Source organism: Flavobacterium anhuiense (assembly GCF_004151235.1).
GTDB classification, from domain to species: Bacteria; Bacteroidota; Bacteroidia; order Flavobacteriales; family Flavobacteriaceae; genus Flavobacterium; species Flavobacterium anhuiense_A.
The window spans coordinates 548,029-565,980 of the sequence record NZ_JUIV01000001.1 but is presented as its reverse complement, the minus strand read 5'-3'; the positions used below and the strand labels follow the sequence as shown (position 1 = coordinate 565,980).

Annotated in this window: 16 protein-coding genes; 13 read left to right on the top strand and 3 right to left on the bottom strand. The window is 35.0% G+C overall.

All coding sequences use genetic code 11. From position 1 onward, the window contains the following. Nucleotides 1-64 precede the first annotated feature (64 nt). On the top strand, nucleotides 65-826 hold the full coding sequence (locus NU08_RS02395; RefSeq protein ID WP_129745691.1) for a C40 family peptidase: 762 nt from the start codon (nucleotides 65-67) through the stop codon (nucleotides 824-826). 190 nt (nucleotides 827-1,016) lie between these two features. On the opposite strand, the gene NU08_RS02390 is transcribed toward NU08_RS02395, so the two are convergent. Further along, nucleotides 1,017-1,862 (bottom strand): AraC family transcriptional regulator, encoded by an 846-nt coding sequence (locus tag NU08_RS02390; RefSeq protein ID WP_129745690.1) that lies wholly within the window; start codon nucleotides 1,860-1,862, stop codon nucleotides 1,017-1,019. A gap of 116 nt (nucleotides 1,863-1,978) precedes the next feature. Between NU08_RS02390 and NU08_RS02385 the strand changes: the two genes are divergently transcribed. The 4 genes from NU08_RS02385 (at nucleotide 1,979) to NU08_RS02370 (ending at nucleotide 4,723) form a co-directional block, all read left to right on the top strand. After that, entirely contained in the window at nucleotides 1,979-2,965 is a 987-nt protein-coding gene (locus tag NU08_RS02385) for an aldo/keto reductase (RefSeq protein WP_129745689.1), read from the top strand. Nucleotides 2,966-3,221: 256 nt separating this feature from the next. After that, nucleotides 3,222-3,827 carry an NAD(P)H-dependent oxidoreductase gene (locus NU08_RS02380; protein ID WP_129745688.1) on the top strand — a complete coding sequence of 202 codons (606 nt, stop codon included), beginning with the start codon at nucleotides 3,222-3,224 and terminating at the stop codon, nucleotides 3,825-3,827. 2 nt (nucleotides 3,828-3,829) lie between these two features. Beyond that, nucleotides 3,830-4,108 (top strand): putative quinol monooxygenase, encoded by a 279-nt coding sequence (locus NU08_RS02375; RefSeq protein WP_008468761.1) that lies wholly within the window; start codon nucleotides 3,830-3,832, stop codon nucleotides 4,106-4,108. Nucleotides 4,109-4,264: 156 nt separating this feature from the next. Further along, nucleotides 4,265-4,723 carry a DUF3291 domain-containing protein gene (locus NU08_RS02370; protein ID WP_129745687.1) on the top strand — a complete coding sequence of 153 codons (459 nt, stop codon included), beginning with the start codon at nucleotides 4,265-4,267 and terminating at the stop codon, nucleotides 4,721-4,723. Between the two features lie 95 nt (nucleotides 4,724-4,818). On the opposite strand, the gene NU08_RS02365 is transcribed toward NU08_RS02370, so the two are convergent. Continuing rightward, entirely contained in the window at nucleotides 4,819-5,526 is a 708-nt protein-coding gene (locus NU08_RS02365) for a class I SAM-dependent methyltransferase (RefSeq protein WP_129745686.1), read from the bottom strand. Nucleotides 5,527-5,747: 221 nt separating this feature from the next. Here NU08_RS02365 and NU08_RS02360 point away from each other — a divergent pair, with 221 nt between their 5' ends. Both NU08_RS02360 and NU08_RS02355 read left to right on the top strand, forming a co-directional pair. Then, on the top strand, nucleotides 5,748-6,629 hold the full coding sequence (locus NU08_RS02360; RefSeq protein ID WP_129745685.1) for a LysR family transcriptional regulator: 882 nt from the start codon (nucleotides 5,748-5,750) through the stop codon (nucleotides 6,627-6,629). A 350-nt stretch (nucleotides 6,630-6,979) separates the two neighbouring features. Beyond that, the gene (locus NU08_RS02355) at nucleotides 6,980-8,266 is read left to right on the top strand and encodes a DUF2130 domain-containing protein (protein ID WP_129745684.1); all 1,287 of its coding nucleotides are present in this window, start codon (nucleotides 6,980-6,982) and stop codon (nucleotides 8,264-8,266) included. A gap of 133 nt (nucleotides 8,267-8,399) precedes the next feature. Here the strand turns inward: NU08_RS02355 and NU08_RS02350 are convergent, their stop codons facing one another. Then, entirely contained in the window at nucleotides 8,400-9,173 is a 774-nt protein-coding gene (locus tag NU08_RS02350) for an META domain-containing protein (protein WP_129745683.1), read from the bottom strand. A 269-nt stretch (nucleotides 9,174-9,442) separates the two neighbouring features. Between NU08_RS02350 and nirB the strand changes: the two genes are divergently transcribed. The 6 genes from nirB to NU08_RS02320 all read left to right on the top strand — a co-directional run bounded on the left by nirB (nucleotide 9,443) and on the right by NU08_RS02320 (nucleotide 17,951). After that, nucleotides 9,443-11,956 carry a nitrite reductase large subunit NirB gene (gene nirB, locus NU08_RS02345; protein ID WP_129745682.1) on the top strand — a complete coding sequence of 838 codons (2,514 nt, stop codon included), beginning with the start codon at nucleotides 9,443-9,445 and terminating at the stop codon, nucleotides 11,954-11,956. Nucleotides 11,957-12,171: 215 nt separating this feature from the next. Next, entirely contained in the window at nucleotides 12,172-12,549 is a 378-nt protein-coding gene (nirD, locus tag NU08_RS02340; protein WP_129745681.1) for a nitrite reductase small subunit NirD, read from the top strand. 136 nt (nucleotides 12,550-12,685) lie between these two features. After that, entirely contained in the window at nucleotides 12,686-13,270 is a 585-nt protein-coding gene (locus NU08_RS02335) for a DUF4202 domain-containing protein (protein WP_129745680.1), read from the top strand. 6 nt (nucleotides 13,271-13,276) lie between these two features. Beyond that, the gene (locus NU08_RS02330) at nucleotides 13,277-15,085 is read left to right on the top strand and encodes an ATP-binding protein (protein ID WP_129745679.1); all 1,809 of its coding nucleotides are present in this window, start codon (nucleotides 13,277-13,279) and stop codon (nucleotides 15,083-15,085) included. Between the two features lie 622 nt (nucleotides 15,086-15,707). Next, the gene (locus NU08_RS02325; protein ID WP_129745678.1) at nucleotides 15,708-16,367 is read left to right on the top strand and encodes a response regulator transcription factor; all 660 of its coding nucleotides are present in this window, start codon (nucleotides 15,708-15,710) and stop codon (nucleotides 16,365-16,367) included. A gap of 99 nt (nucleotides 16,368-16,466) precedes the next feature. Further along, nucleotides 16,467-17,951 (top strand): MFS transporter, encoded by a 1,485-nt coding sequence (locus tag NU08_RS02320; protein ID WP_129745677.1) that lies wholly within the window; start codon nucleotides 16,467-16,469, stop codon nucleotides 17,949-17,951. The last annotated feature ends 1 nt before the right edge of the window (nucleotide 17,952 follow it).

Genomic DNA, 17,952 nt, shown 5'->3' with positions numbered 1-17,952 from the left:
AATATCTTAAAAAATCAGGAGTTATGTTTATAACTCCTGATTTTCAACTAATAAATTTCCTTAAATGTTTGGAATTTGCAATCTAGCCATAGTACCTGTTCGAGCTGAAGCCAGCGACAGAAGTGAAATTGTTACACAGCTCTTGTTTGGCGAGCATATCGAAATTTTAGAACGCCATAATCAATGGGCGCGAATCAGAATTCAATACGATGATTACGAAGGCTGGGTAGATTCTAAACAATATCAGGAAATTACTAAAGAGCAATTTGATCTTTTGAGTAAAGATTCGATTATTTTAAATGCAGATTTAATTGATTATATCACGGCACCAAATAACCTATTGCTTCCTATTCCGCTTGGAGCATCACTGTCTTTTTTAAACAACAGCGAAATCAATACTTCAAATTTTGATTTTGAAGGAACTAAAACCAGTGGCATCAAACCCAAAAGCGCTTTAATCAAAACTGCTTTTATGTATTTGAATGCTCCGTATTTATGGGGCGGAAAAACACCTTTCGGAATTGACTGTTCTGGATTTACTCAAATGGTTTACAAATTAAACGGATATAAAATTCATCGCGATGCCTCTCAACAAGCACTAGAAGGAGATCCGTTAAGTTTCATTGAAGAATGCGAACCAGGCGATTTAGCTTTCTTTGATAATGACGAAGGAAACATTACCCATGTCGGCATCATAATGGAAAATAATTACATCATTCACGCAAGTGGAAAAGTACGTATTGACCGTTTGGACCACACTGGAATTTACAATCCCGAATTAAACAAGCACACTCACAAACTTCGTGTTATCAAAAAAATTATCTAATTAAAGTACACGGATAAAACAGATTCGCTTTGCGAAAACGCAGATTTGTACTGATTTCTTTTTTCTCTCGCAGATTGAGCAGATTAAGCAGATTTATTTTAAAAAAAATCTTTTTAAATCTGCCTAAATCATCAGAATCTGCGTGAAATAAAAAATCCTTTGTAATCCACTTAATCTGTGGCAAAAAGCCTTAAGCACTCAATCGAATCGACTTTCTAAATTCAGACGGACTATACCCTTTTTGTTTTCTAAAAAACTTATTAAAGTGGCTTTCATCTGTAAAACCAAACTCGTACGCAATTTCATTAATACGCTTATCGCTAAATTGCAAACGGTGTTCAATCAGTTTTGTTTTATAATTACTGATATACTGTTGCATCGTTTCGCTGGCATGCTTCTTAAAATAACGGCCTAAATACGTATTCGAAATTCCGAAATAATCGCTAATTGATTCTGCTTTGATTTTTTCCGGATAATAAATATTATTTTGAATATATTGCAGAATATCCATCGCTTTGGCTTCTGTTCCAATATTAACCTGCTCAGGAAGATATTTTGCAATATTTCTCGCCACAATAATAATCAGCGTATTGACCAACTGCTGAATCAATTCCTGGTTATAAACATCTTTATCTTGATGTTCACGGCAAATGGCTTCAATCATTACTTTCACCAGACATTTATCAGGATCATTTTTAAGAATACAGCCCGGCTGATGATTTGCATTTTGAAGAATATATTCCAATCGCTGAATATTTTCATTCTGCAGACTCGAATTTTTCAAATAAATATCATTAAACCTTAAAAAGAAAAATTTCGTTTTGGTTTCAATGGTAAAATTATGACAATCCTCAGGCGTCAATAAAAACAAATGCCCTGGATCATATTCAAAAATATTCTTATTAATACACTGTCTTCCCGTACCTTCTAAAATATAAACCAGTTCGAAAAAATTATGACGATCTCCCACATCTGGATATTCATTCAGCGTTTCAAAAGAGACTGTAAAAGGTTCGTATAAATTTTCTTTTTTCATAATTCCATTTATTTGAAGATGCAAATATACCTAAAAAAGACAAATATATACCAAATAAGAATCATAAAAACAGTATAATTTTGCCTCGTCAAATTAATCAAAATAAAATTACAATCATGGAATATAGAAAATTAGGCAACTCAGAACTTGAATTATCAGCTATTACATACGGTGCATTTGCCATTGGCGGAACCATGTGGGGCGGAACAGAAAAAAAAGATTCAATAGAATCTGTTCAGGCTTCTATTGATCACGGCGTTACTACAATTGACACTGCTCCTTTTTACGGATTTGGTTTAAGCGAAGAAATGATTGGAGAAGCTATAAAACCTTACGATCGTTCTAAAATTCAACTACTTACTAAATTTGGTTTGGTTTGGGACGGAAGCAATAACGGAAAAGGCGATTACTTTTTCGACGCTGACGACAATGGTAAAAAAGTTCCGGTTTACAAATATTCATCAAAAGCAAACGTAATAAAAGAAGTTGAAGAAAGTTTAAAACGTCTTCAAACTGATTATATTGATTTACTTCAAATTCACTGGCCAGACTCAACAACATCAATTTCTGAAACAATGGAAGCTGCTGAAAGCTTAATTCAGCAAGGAAAAATCAGAGCTTTCGGAGTAAGTAATTACAATGTCGCACAAATTCAGGAAGCACAAAAAACAATTCAAGTGGCTTCAAATCAAGTGGCATACAGCATGCTAAATCGCAAAATTGAAGAAGAACTAATTCCTTTCACAGTTGCAGAAAATATCGGAATCATTGCTTACAGTCCTATGGAAAGAGGTTTATTGACTGGAAAATATTTCACTGACAGCAAACTGAAAGAAAACGACCATAGAAACGGATATTTCAATCAATTTGATCTTCAAAAAGTAAAAACTTTGGTTGAAGAATTAACTTCTTTAGCACACGCAAAAGAAGCAAGTTTATCACAATTGGTTTTACGCTGGACCACTTTACAAAAAGGAATTTCAATTGTTCTTGCTGGAGCAAGAAACGCAGAACAAGCTATTTCAAACGCCAAAACAATGGATTTCGATTTATCAGCTTCAGAATTAGAATTCATCAATCAGGCAATTGCTAAAATAAAATAATTCTTTTTTAACACATAGAAACATAGTCAATTAGTGTACTATGTGTTAGAAACTAGTTTCTTTCCATTCCCTTTTAACGAAAGAAAAATCTATGTTTCTATGTGTTAAAACAAAATCTCAAAAAATAAATAATTAGAATTTGGGCGTGCCCCCTCCGGGTCGGGCTTTCGACTATATCTTTTGCTTCATTTCATTACGCAAAAGGATACCACCTCAATCCCTCACGCGTCCATTTTCAAAATAAATAACAATTAAAATGAAAAAGATATTTATAATTAACGGCGGACAAAAATTCGCACATTCAGGAGGACAATTCAACAAAACCGTTCAAGATTGGACAGTTGAATTTCTTTCAAAAAACAACGATTACGAAATAAAAACAACGCACATCGAAGATCAAATCGATTTACAAGAAGAAGTAGAAAAATTCGTTTGGGCAGATTTAATTATCTATCATACACCAGTTTGGTGGTTTCAAATTCCGAATCTTTTCAAAAAATACATTGACGATGTTTTCACACAAGGACACAACAACGGAATATACAAAAGCGACGGAAGAAGCCGTGTAAATCCAGACATCAATTACGGAACTGGCGGACTTCTGCACGGACGCAAGTACATGCTTACCACAAGCTGGAACGCACCAGCAACGGCTTTTACACTTCCAGGCGAATTCTTCGAAGAAACTTCTGTTGATGACGGCGTTATGTTCGGATTCCATAAAATGAACAAATTCACAGGAATGGAAAAACTAGACGGTTTTCATTTTCATGATGTTGAGAAAGGCGCAACACCAGAAAATATTGCTATCTTTAAAGAGAATTATACGAAACATTTAGAGCAAACTTTTAAAAACTTATAATTATGATTTCGATTACCGCAATTTTAAAAAGTAAACCAGAGCATTTAATTGAAGTTAAAAACCTGCTGACGCATCTAGTAACCGAAACTAGAAAAGAAGCTGCATGTATTCGTTACGATTTGCACACTTCCGAAAATGTTTTTATTCTTTGGGAAGAATGGAAAGATCAACCGGGATTAGACTTGCATAACAATCAATCTTATTTGCAAGAATTCATCAAAAAAACTGAAAATCTAGTTTCAAGTCCGATTCAAGTTTACAAAACTGCGCAGATTTTATAAGTTTAGTTTGCCACGAATTACACAAATTTTCACGAATTGTTTTTTAATTGAGAATATGAAGATTAGTGAAATTCGTGTAATTCGCGGCGAAAAAAAATCCTACACAATATTCAGAAAAAAGCTAAATTGCCTAAAATTTAGAAAACTAATTTTTTTATGAGCAATTATCACCTTGCCGAAATTAATATTGCCAAAATGAAAGGAGTCGATATTAACGATCCGATCATGAAAGAATTTGTAGACAATTTAGATGCTATAAATACTTTAGCTGAAGAAAGCGAAGGTTTTGTTTGGCGCTTAAAAGACGAAACTGACAATGCTACAAGTCTTAATCCGTACAATGATGAACAAATTATCATCAATGTTTCCGTTTGGGAAAATATAGAAACATTGGAACATTATATGTACAAAACTTTTCACAGCGAATTTTTAAAACGCAGAAAAGAATGGTTTCAAAAATTCGGAAAAGCCCACACCGCTATGTGGTGGATTCCGAAAGGACATATTCCTACCCTTGAAGAAGCTGTAAAAAAATTAGATTATTTACAGCAAAATGGTCCATCAGATTTAGTTTTTGACCTTAGAAACAAATTTCCAGTGCCCGTTGAAGCATAGCTTTTATCGCCACGAATTTCACTAATTTTCACTAATTTCTTTCTAAACAAAAAAATAATTCGTGTAAATTAGTGAAATTCGTGGCAAACAAAACTTTATTTAATTCCGCCAAAAGCGCCAAAACACATATTCTTATGCAAAATTTCTACTTTTGAAAAACCAACTTTTTTCATCAAATCCAATTGGTAATTCATCGATCTTGGCGAATCTTCCTTTTCAATATAATCTAAAACTTTCTGGCGATATTCCGTTCCTCCTATTCCTTCCAAATATTCTCCGTAACGTTGCCAAGTATATTCATTCAATAACTCCGTATCTTGCGTGATCAAATCAGAAATCATTAAACAACCTCCAGGTTTTAATAAGTTAAACAATTTAGCGAAAGTGGTTTCCCAATCTTCATCATCACGTAAATGATGCAAAACTGCGCCAGCCAAGATAATATCAAAACTATTTTCTTCTAAAGCTACTTCTCGTATATCACCTTGTTTTATTTCCACTTTTCCCTTGGTTTCTCCTGAAACTCTTTCAAAAGCACGATTTAACATTGGTAAACTCAAATCGACCAAAGTACAGTTTAAGTTCTGCACTTTTGACAACATTTTTAAAGTATAATTTCCTGCTCCACAGCCCACATCCAATACATTCTTAGCATTTGGAACAATGCGTTTTGAAGCTTCGGTTATTAATTCCAAAGAAATAGTAGCGTCGATTGTAGCCACTTGTCCCGTTTCTAAATTTGAAAATCGTTCGACATCATTGTCAAATCTTTCTTTAATTTCTTCGATGGTTGATTTTTTCATGGTCTTTTGTTTTTTTTTTCTCCCGCAGATCAAGCAGATTGAGCTAATCTTTTTGCTATTATATGATTGGGATATTATTATGATTAAGATGATTTATCTAAAATTAATAATCTGCTGTATCTGCTCAATCTGCGAGAGAATTATTTTTTTATCAAAACTATATCTTTCATAAATACTTTAAAAATACTATTTTCATCAATTAATAATACCTTAAAAGTATCATGGAATTACGTCATTTAAAATATTTTCTAGCAGTAGCCGAAGAATTGAATTTTACCAAAGCATCAGAAAAACTATTTATTTCACAACCTCCGCTGAGCCGGCAAATCGCAGAATTAGAAGAAGAACTTCAAGCCAAACTTTTCATCAGAAACAATAAAAAAGTAGAATTGACCGAAGCTGGAAAATATTTCGAAAAAGAAGTAAAAGACCTTTTTCAGAATCTGGAACGCATTTCATTAAAAACAAAAAAGATTGCAGAGAACGTTTCGGGCGAATTCCGAATCGCTTATATCAGTTCCATTTATTCTGCCGTGATTTCCGATTTAATCAAACATCTAAAAACACAATTCCCGTACGTAAATTTCAAACTTTTTGAAATCTCAACCACCAAGCAAATCAATGCTTTGGAGCAAGGAAAAATCGAAATGGGAATTATCCGTTCGCCAATTCAGTCGCCTAAAATAAAATCCGATTTATGGTTTCAAGATGGATTCTCGTTGGTTTACAATAAAAAATCACTTCAGATAAAATCGGAAAATGAGATATTAAAATTAAAAGACGAAACATTCGTTTTCTTCAATAAAGATTACGCACCGCATTATCATGAAGTTTTGCTGGAATTGTGCGCTTTTTATGGCTTTACGCCGAAAATCATTCACGAAGCTAACAACATTAATTCAATCGTACAATTAGTAAAGAATGGATTAGGTGTTTCGATTGTTCCTTCTAACATTGCAAGAAACAATCAAAATCCTGAACTCGGATTCATCGAATTAAAAAAAGTCAATTTAAAAACCGATGTTTCGATTATAACTTCGAGGGAAGATGAATCTGAAATCACTCGATCTGCTGTTGCGTTTTTATTGCCACAAAGACGCTAAGACGCAAAGTCTTTTTCTGCCACAGATTATAATGATTAAAAGAATTTCTCTCATTTTTGTCATTTCGACGAAGGAGAAATCTCCACGAGAAGCTCTACAAAGATTGGCTTATAGCAACGGAGCTACTTGCTAAGATTTCTCCTTCGTCGAAATGACAAACTTTATGAGAAACATCTGCAGAATCTGCCTAAATCTTATAAAATCTGCGTGAAATAAAAAACTTAGCGCCTTAGCGCCTTCGTGGCCATAACAAAAATTCGTTACAATTTAGTACAGAAATCCACATTATAAAAACAGAACTTTTAAATATCTTAGCAAATTCAAATTCTACAATAAAATCTCAATATAAAATGGCTGAGCAATCTTCAATTCAGTGTCCAAACTGCGGAACTCCTATCGATGTAAATGATGTATTAAAACATCAATTGGAAGATAGTATTCGTAAAGAATTCCAACAAAAAGCCAATATTCAAAACCGTGAATTAGAGCTTAAAAATGAGCAATTCGAAAAAGCCAAAGCCGAATTTGAAGCCAAAAAGAAACAAGAAAACGAACTTTTTGCAGAGCGTTTGGAGCGTGAGAAAAAAACAGCTGAAAAAGAAATCTCTGAAAAACTGAAAGCCAAACTCGAAGAAGAAAACAAGGATCGTTTACTTTTAATGGAAAAAGAACTCTCTGAAAAATCAGAAAAAATCAGAGAATTAAATAAAATGGAAGGTGAAATCGCCAAACTTCAACGCGAAAAACTGGAAATGAAAGAAGCGATTCAGGCCGAAGCTGAAAAGCAGTTAAACGCACAATTGGCATTGGAACGTGAAAAAATCAGAAAACAGGAAGACGATAAAAACGAACTAAAATTCAAAGAACTTCAGAAACAGCTGGAAGAACAAAAAAAGCTGACTGAAGAAATGAAACGCAAGCAGGAACAAGGTTCTATGCAATTGCAAGGCGAAGTAATGGAATTGGCGATTGAAGAATGGCTTGCGAATAATTTCCCTCTTGATAGCATCGACGAAGTCAAAAAAGGTGCCAATGGTGCCGACTGCCTTCAAATTGTAAATACACGCGAACATCAAAACTGCGGTTCTATTTATTATGAAAGTAAAAGAACAAAAGCATTTCAGCCTTCTTGGATTGAAAAATTCAAAAATGATATTAGAACTAAAAGAGCCAATATTGGAGTCTTAGTGACTGAAGTGATGCCAAACGGAATGGAAAGAATGGGCATGCGCGACGGAATCTGGATTTGCACGTATGAAGAATTTAAAGGTTTGAGTGCGGTTTTACGTCAGTCGCTTATTCAGATCAGTCAAGCGGTTCAGGCACAGGAAAATAAAGGCGATAAAATGTCAATGTTATACGATTTCCTTACGAGCAACGAATTCCGTTTGCAGATTGAAGGTATTGTAGAAGGCTTCACGCAAATGCAAAGCGACTTAGATTCTGAAAAAAGAGCGATGCAGAGAATCTGGAAACAACGCGAAAAACAAATCGAAAAAGTGGTTCATAATACATTAGGCATGTACGGTTCGATTCGCGGTATTGCCGGAAATGCCGTTCAAAGTGTAAAAGCTTTAGAATTGGATTTTATTGAAGAAGAACCTGAAGATGAAGAACCTAAGGAATTGTTTGAATAAATCCTCTCTTTTAACGTTAAGTTTGTCATTCCGAGGAATGAGGAATCACACAAGTAATTCCTCATACTATATCGTCAATCTTTGCGGAGTTTCGTGTGTGATTCCTCGTTCCTCGGAATGACAAAACAGTGCATTAATCTACCTTCTTAAAAACAGCCAATTTCCCCGAAGGATTTGACAAAATCAATTGATTATTCCCAATCGAATAAGTAGTCGTACTCTGCAAGGCTTTAGTAAATTCTCCTTCTTTATTCCCTTGCGGACAAGCCATAAGCGTTGAAATTACTTTTGTAAAACGCAATAAATCCTTTTCATAAAAAATAGAACCACTAATGGCGTTACAGCCTCCATAACCAGAAAATCTATTTTCTGCCGAATTAATTTCAATTCGAGGCATTTCTTTCTGAAAATCGGTTGCAAAAACTTTATAGCCGTTTAATTCTTCCAATACCCAAATATCATGAAGACGATAATCGGTAAGATATTTTCCGCAACCGCTTAATTTCTTAGTCTCCAATTCCGAATTATTTTTGATTTCTACCTTGACACTATAGGGAGAAATTGTACCCGACATCGAATCCTGACAATCCAATTGCTGAATCGTAATCGTAGCCGATGCGGTTTCATTACTTACTTTATACATTTTCACATTCGCATCCATTGCCTTAATCGCTTCAGAAGCAGGAAAAGTGATTTTTTCTTTTCCAAGAATTAATGATGTAAAAACGATTTCCTCATTCCCTATTTTGATTCCCCAAAACGGTTCGTTTCCTGTTCCTTTAAAATAATATTTTAAATCTTCTTCTGTTGAACTTGCAGAAGATGTTGTACCAGATTCTTTATTTGCAGTCGTTTTACAGCCAATTATTAAAACTGATAATAACAATATTGATAGTATATTTTTCATGAGATCTTAGTTTAATAATGTTCTTCTTCTCAAAACACCTATAAAATTCTTATGAATTTACGACAATTTTTTGAAACGCTTATTTAGAATCCTTTCAAATTTTAAAAAACTAAATCACTCCAAAATCATTCAAAATCCGCACTACGTAAAAGTTTACGACAAAATACGTAGTAACAAAAACTTACATCTACTAAAAAAAATAAATTATTTACGTATTTTAATAAGTATAAATACTTATATTTGCGTAGTAATACTTAATTAAAGAAATCATGATTAGAGTAATAGTAGTTGGAAACGGCATGGTTGGTTATAAATTTTGTGAAAAGTTTGTCGCAAAATCGGGACAAGAAAAGTATCAAATCACAGTATTTGGAGAAGAACCAAGAAGAGCTTACGATCGCGTTCACTTAAGCGAATACTTTGGAGGGAAAACTGCAGATGATTTATCATTATCAACAACCGAATGGTACGCAGAAAACAATATTATTCTAAACACATCTGAGCTAATTACAGATATTAATCGTGACTCAAAAACAATTCATACACACTTAGGCAAAACACATACGTACGACTACTTAGTTTTGGCAACAGGTTCTTCGGCTTTTGTACCGCCAATTGAAGGAGTAGAAAAAGAAGGTGTTTTTGTGTACAGAACTATCGAAGATCTAGATGCTATTATGGCTTACGCCAAAAAAATAAAAATCAAAGGCGCTACAGAAGCAGCTGTTTTAGGCGGAGGCCTTTTAGGATTAGAAGCTGCAAAAGCGGTTAGAGATTTAGGATTGAATCCGCATGTGGTGGAATTTGCACCTCGCTTAATGCCGAGACAATTGGATCAAGGGGCAAGCGATATGCTTCAGTCTAAAATTGAAGAATTAAATATTGGAATTCATCTTAACAAAGCAACACAATATATTGACGGAAAGGAAAGTATAACTGGAATGATGTTTGCCAACGACGAATTGTTAAAAGTAGACATGCTAGTTATATCTGCTGGAATTAAACCTCGCGACGAACTGGCTAGAATTTCTGGACTTGAAGTTGGTGTACGAGGCGGAATTGTGGTAAACAATCAAATGCGAACATCAGATCCTTGCATTTTTGCTATTGGTGAAGCTGCACTTTACAATCATAATATTTACGGATTGGTTGCGCCAGGTTACGAAATGGCCGATGTTGCTGCCGAGCAAATTTTAAATGGTGATAAAACCATGAGAGAAACCATCGATATGTCTACACAATTAAAATTAATTGGTGTTGAAGTGGCGAGTTTTGGTGATCCTTTCATTGAAAATGAAAATGTTACTGCGATTATTTATGAAAATAAACTAAGCGGCATTTATAAAAGAATCAACGTTACAAAAGATTCTAAAAAATTGTTGGGTGGAATTTTAGTTGGAGATTCTAGTGATTACGGTTCGCTTTTCCAGATTTATATTAACGAAATGGCGTTGCCTAAAAATCCAGAAGATTTAATTTTAGGTTCTCGTGATGGATCTGAAGGTTCTTCTCTAGGAAGCGTAATGGATTTGCCGGATACAGCCGTAATTTGTTCTTGCGAAAATGTTACCAAGGGAGCAATTTGCTGTAAAATTTTAGACGAAAGCTGTGCTTCACTTTCAGATGTGGTTAAAGCAACTAAAGCAACTTCGGGTTGTGGAGGCTGCAAACCAATGGTTTCAGATCTGGTTAAAGCAACCCAAAAATCTTTAGGAAAAGAAGTGAAAGAAGTAATCTGCGAGCATTTCAGCTACACTCGTCAGGAATTATTCGATTTGGTAAAAATCAATAAATATGAGAATTTCTACGATGTTCTGGATCATCACGGAAAAGGCGACGGATGCGAAATTTGCAAACCAGTTGTCGCTTCTATTTTCTCAAGCATTTATAATGACACCGCAAACAAACACGTAACTGCTCAAGATACAAACGATAGATTTTTAGCAAATATTCAAAGAAACGGAACTTATTCTGTCGTTCCAAGGGTTGCTGGAGGAGAAATTACTGCCGAGAAATTAATTGTAATTGGCGAAGTAGCAAAACAATTCGATTTATACACCAAAATCACTGGAGCACAAAGAGTTGATTTATTCGGAGCGCATTTAAGCGATTTGCCAAAAATCTGGAAAATCTTAATCGACAATGGCTTTGAAAGCGGTCACGCATACGGAAAATCACTTCGTGCCGTAAAAAGCTGTGTAGGAAATGCTTGGTGCCGTTACGGAATGGACGACAGCGCCGGATTTGCCATCGAACTTGAAAATAGATATAAAGGAATCCGTTCTCCTCATAAACTAAAAGGTGGAGTTTCTGCCTGCATTCGCGAATGCGCCGAAGCCCGCGGAAAAGATTTCGGATTAATTGCTGTCGAAGGCGGATGGAATTTATACATCGCGGGAAATGGTGGTGCCAATCCAAAACACGCGGTTTTATTAGCCGAAAAAATCGACAAAGAAACCGTTATCAAATACATGGATCGTTTTTTAATGTATTACATACGCACCGCTGGTCCACTGATTAGAACATCAACTTGGCTAGAAAAATTAGACGGCGGTTTAGACTATTTGAAACAAGTAATTATAGAAGACAGTTTAGGAATCTGTGAAACATTAGAAGCCGAAATGCAGACTTTGGTAAACACCTTCGAATGCGAGTGGAAACAAGTGCTGGAAAAACCAAGATTACTAAAACGTTTCAATCACTTTATAAACTCAGACGAAAAAGACGACAATGCTGTTTTTGTTCCGCTAAGAGATCAAAAAATGCCAAAAGCCTGGACTTAAAAAAATATCTTGCCACAAAGACACAAAGTCAAATTACAAAAACTTAAAAAAACTTAGCGCCTTTGCGCCTTAGTGGCAAAACACCAAGCTCCAAAAAAAAAAGAAAAAAATCACAAACGCTTGCTGTCCTTCTTGCCCTCTTTTTTACTGCGCCATCAAATCTCTCTTGATTGTAAAAAGAGGGCCAAGAAACAGGAAATCAAAACAAAAACAAAATGGAAGAAATCTTAAATCAATACGAAACAGTTCACGCAAGCGACGCTACAATTTGGTTCAAAGCAGGTAAAGTAGAAGATTTCCCAACCAATCGAGGTGGATGCATCAAATACAAAAACAAACAAATCGCTATTTTCAATTTCACACGCAGAAACGAATGGTACGCTTGCCAAAACGCCTGCCCGCACAAAATGGAAATGGTGCTTTCAAGAGGAATGACAGGATCTGCTGATGATATTCCGAAAATCGCGTGTCCAATGCATAAAAAAACATTTTCATTAATAGACGGAACAAGCCTAAACGGAGACGATTATAAAATAGCAACATATCCAATAAAGATTGTCGAGAATGAAGTATTTGTTGGATTTGTAGATTAGACTTTTAAGAGGCAGGAAGCAAGAAGCAAGATTTGAAAACCTATATAGTCTTGCCTCTTCTTTCTTTCATCTCACTTTAGACTTTCGACTTTTCCACTAATTCCGTATCTTTGAAATCTATTACTTAACCAAAAAAATGAACACACCTTTTCAAAAAGCAAGCGAATGGATTGATGCAGAAAATGCACAAGATCCGAACATCGAATTAGACCAAAACAAAGAATATCCAAAAGAATTATTGTATTCTGACAGGATGTACAAAAGACTTATGGATTTTGAGCCCAATGCATCCGAAGAAATTCAGATTGCTTCAAAAGCCCAACATATCTGCCGATGGAAAGTCGCTCGCGAATCGTACCCAATGGATCGTGTGGGTTATTTGAAATGGAGAGAAGAATTGAAAAAATTCCACGCAAAAACTACAGCAGAAATTTTGGTTAAAGCAGGTTACGATCAAGCTTTCATTGATCGTGTTTCCTTTTTAATTGAGAAAAAACTACTTAAAAAAGATGCCGAAACCCAGTTGCTGGAAGACGTTATTTGTCTCGTGTTTTTAGAATATTACTTAGAACCTTTCGTACACAAACATGACGAAGAAAAACTAAAAAACATCATCAAAAAAACTTGGGATAAAATGTCGGATAAAGGACATCAGGAAGCCTTGAAAATTAATTATTCCGAAGAAAATTTAAATCTCATAAAAGCCTCTTTGGGATTGTAAAAACGTATGAAAAAAAGCAATCAGGAAGAAGATAAAATCACTTTCAAAAATTTACGCCGTCTGTATTTTTTTGCACTTCTTACTATTGCCTTAACCATAATCATTAGTCAGTTTTTAGTTCAATACAATCTGAATCAGCAGTTAAGCGATTCTAAAATCATAAACTTTTCAGGAAAACAGCGAATGCTGAGCCAGAAAATCGTAAAAGAAGTTCTGATTCTGCATTTCGTTTCTGATACCGCATCTGTTAAACAAATTTCTCATTTAGAAGAAGTTTTGGCGCTGTGGAAAAAGAATCAAAACGCACTTGAAAACGGAAACGACAGTCTGGCTTTTCCAAAAGAAAAATCAGAAACACTTTCTAAACTATATCTGGAAATCAATCCGATTTTCAGTAAAATTGCCGTAGCAACCGATTCGTTTTTAAAGAATTTAAAACAAAAGAAACAATCAGCCGAAAATCAAAAACACGTAAAAACAATTCTGGAAAACGAAGGCAATTTCCTTTCCAAAATGAATGAAATCGTAACCCAATACGATCTCGAAGCACACGAAAAAGTAACCGAACAACGACGAATCGAATACTGGATTTTCGGATTCACTTTACTTGTTCTACTTCTAGAATTCTTCTTCATTTTCAAACCAACCAACAAGAAAATCGAAAGATTAATTGCCAAACTTCTATCATCAGAAAAGAAAGCGTTAAAACTCGCATACGACACCGAAATCCTAAGCGAAATAAAAGAAAACTCCGTAAAAGAATTAAAATCGCTCAATTATGCAATGGAAAACACGTTACTCTATTGCCGAATTTCACCAGACGGTTCCATAATTCATATCGGCGAAAAATTTGCCAAATTGCTCAATTACACCAAATTCTCTTCTAACAAAAAATTCTCAGAAGTTTTAACTGTCGACGAAAAAGAACAAGTTAATTTCGACCGACTCATTTTCGAAAAACAGCGCAGTGGATGGCAAGGCGAAATCAGTATTTTAAACAGAGAAAATCAAACCATTTGGCTCGATTTATCTATGGTTCCCGTCATGATCAAAAAAGATGAACTGGAACTTTTAATTGTTTGTTTCAACATTACCGAACGCAAAAAAGCACAACGCGAAGTCGAGCGTCTAAACCTTGAAAACACAACCGAAAAAATCAATCAGCAAAAGATTATTTCAAGCAAAATAGTTGAAAATCAGGAAAACGAACAAAACCGAATCGCCAAAGAAATTCACGACGGAATTGGGCAAATGCTAACAGGTTTAAAATTCAGTCTGGAAAGCATCAATTTAGACGACAGAGAAAAATCCGAACAAAAAATTGAGTATTTAAAGAAACTTTCACTAGACATTATAAAAGGTGTCCGCACGGCAACTTTCAATCTAATGCCACCAGAATTAAGCGATCACGGAATCGTTTCATCATTATCAAAACTTACTCAGGAACTTTCAAAACTTACAGGAAAAGAAATCCTTTTCTACAATAAAACCGATTTCGATCAGCGTTTAGATTCCTTAATCGAAATCAATATTTACAGACTTACGCAAGAAGCCATCAACAATGCCATAAAATATGCCGAATCAACTCATATCATCGTCCAGCTTTCGCATAGTGAATCCCTATTAAGCATCATCGTCGATGACAACGGAAAAGGTTTTGACATCAATTCAGTAGACAAAAAACGCAACAGCGAATCCGGAATGGGCTTATTATTCATGAACGAACGCATTCAATACATCAACGGACGTGTTTTCATCAAATCAATTCCTGGAGAAGGAACGAGAATTACGTTCAATATTCCAATTCTTAAATGAGACAATTAGAAAATTAGATAATTATTCAACGCATTCTAAGAATTATCTAATTGACACATTATCTCATTTTCTAATTAATTAGGGCGAGCCAGTATTAGAAAAAGTGGGCAAACATACTTTGTCTATATTCGCCCACTTTTCCTAATACTGTCGGGCTATCCGCTCCGCTGCGGCGGACTGCTCCTATCCCTCTCGCGGGCACTCGTTTTCAAAAGACGACTTATTTACTTAACGTCTTTTTTGTCATTCTGAGGAACGAAGAATCACACAAGAAACTCCGCAATCAAAATCCACAATCTTTACAGCTTTACAATAAAAAAATCTGTTTAAATCTGCGGAATCTGCGTGCAAAGAAAACACAATCAAAATCACCAATCTTTGTAGAGCTACTTGCGGAGATCATTCGTTCCTCAGGATGACAAACTGGGTGGGAAAACTGTACAAAAAAACTTTGTCAAAGTTTTAAACTTTGACAAAGTTAAACCCATAAATACTTTGAAATTTGGAGATTCCAACATTAGAAATTTTAATATTGGAATTTACTTTTAAAAAAAGTACGTATATTAGCGTCTTCGTTATAGATGAATATACGTAAAAATCTAGAATCTAAATTAAGTAAATTATGAGTAATATCATTCGTGTAGTGCTGGCAGATGACCATGTTTTTGTTCGAGACGGAATCAAATCTTTATTGGAAAACGAAGCAAACATCGAGGTTGTGGGCGAAGCAATTGATGGTGCAGATGCGCTTGAAATCGTTGCTGCCACAAATCCTGATTTACTTATAGTAGATATTCGTATGCCAAACTTAACTGGCATAGAGGTAGTAGAAAAACTTAGAAACGAAAAAAACAGCGTAAAAATCATCATGCTTTCGATGCATGAATCTGAAGAATACGTATTGAAATCTATCAAAGCGGGCGCCGATGGTTATTTATTAAAAGGTTCTTCAAAAGAAGAATTCTTAAAAGCATTACACAGCGTTTCAGCTGGAGGAAAATATTTCAGCGGAGACATCTCTTCTATATTAATTAGCCAATTAACTAATTCATCAACATCATTAGAACCTAAGCAAACTTTAGGCGAAGAAATGATGATTACCAAAAGAGAAAAAGAAATCCTAACCCTTCTTTTATCAGGAAAAGGAAACAAAGAAATCGCCGAAGCTCTTGACATCAGTAAACGAACTGCTGAAGTGCATCGCTTTAATCTGATGAAAAAATTGAAAGTAAAAAACTTGATGGAACTTTCTAATAAAGCAGCTGAGTATTCGTTAATCTAAAAAAATACGTATAAATACGTAATTATTTTTAAAAAACTGCGTTTTAGCAGGTTTTAACTAAGATATAGTACTTAATTTTACATAAAAATAATAAGTACTATGAAAAATACAAACTCACTATCGCAATCACACAAAATTTTATTTTTGAACACATTGGCCTTTACAGTGTGTTTTGCCTGCTGGACATTAAATGGGGTTCTGGTAACCTTTTTAGTTGATAACGGAATTTTCCATTGGGATGTTATTCAAGTTGGTTGGCTTTTGGGGATTCCAATTTTAACGGGATCAATAATGCGTCTGCCGATTGGAATTCTGACGGATAAATTTGGCGGAAAATATGTTTTTTCTCTTTTATTATTACTTTGCTCGATTCCGCTGTTCCTCCTTCCCTATGCCGACAGTTTCGCCATGTTTGCCTTATTAAGCTTTTTATTTGGAATGGTCGGAACAAGTTTTGCAGTCGGAATTGGCTATACATCAATCTGGTATCCAAAAGAATGGCAAGGTCGCGCACTCGGAATCTTCGGAATGGGAAATGCAGGTGCAGCAATAACTACTTTTCTTGCTCCTTCACTATTAAATCATTTTTCAATTGATGATCCACAAAACGGCTGGAAAATTCTTCCTGTCATTTACGCTATTTCATTAGTTGTAATTGGAATTGCCTTTTTAATTTTCGCTCAAAACAAAAAAATAGAAAGCAGCGGTAAAACCGTGTCGCAAATGCTTACGCCATTAAAATCGCAAAGAGTATGGCGTTTTGGAGCATATTACTTCTTAGTTTTCGGATGTTTTGTGGCGTATTCTCAATGGTTATTGCCAAACTTCATGAATGTGTATCAAACTAGCTTAGTAATGGGCGGTTTATTTGCTACGATGTTCAGTTTACCTTCAGGAGTTATTCGCGCATTTGGCGGGTATTTATCCGATAAATTTGGAGCAAGAAAAATAATGTATTGGGTTTTGGGTTCATCGGTAATTTTAAGTGCTTTACTATCAATTCCTAAAATGGAAATTACGACTTCTGGCCCAGGAATCTTAGCAGCTAAAAAAGGCGTTGTAAACCAAATCAGTGATAAAACAGTAAAAGTTGGAGATAAAGAATATCCTATTGCACAAAAAACAGCAAATACAACTCAAAATACGATTTTCCCAACCACTTCAAGCTGGCAGGATGTAGTTGTATCACATAATCAAAGTGTTGCGAAAAAAGAACTCATTGCCAAAGGAGTAACGGTCATTAAATTTGATGCCAACATGTGGGTTTTCTTGGTTCTGGTAATTCTAATCGGGATTTCTTGGGGAATTGGAAAAGCGGCAGTTTACAAACATATTCCAGAATATTTCCCTAATGAAGTAGGTGTTGTTGGCGGAATGGTCGGAATGATTGGAGGCTTAGGCGGATTTTTCGGTCCTATTATCTTCGGATATTTACTGACCGCAACGGGAATTTGGTCAAGCTCATGGATTTTTATTCTAATCTTTTCAACTGTCTGCCTAGTTTGGATGCATTACACTATAAAACAACTATCTAAGGAAAAACGAGTTAAAATAAGCAAAGCAAAATTAGAACCAGCATATTAGA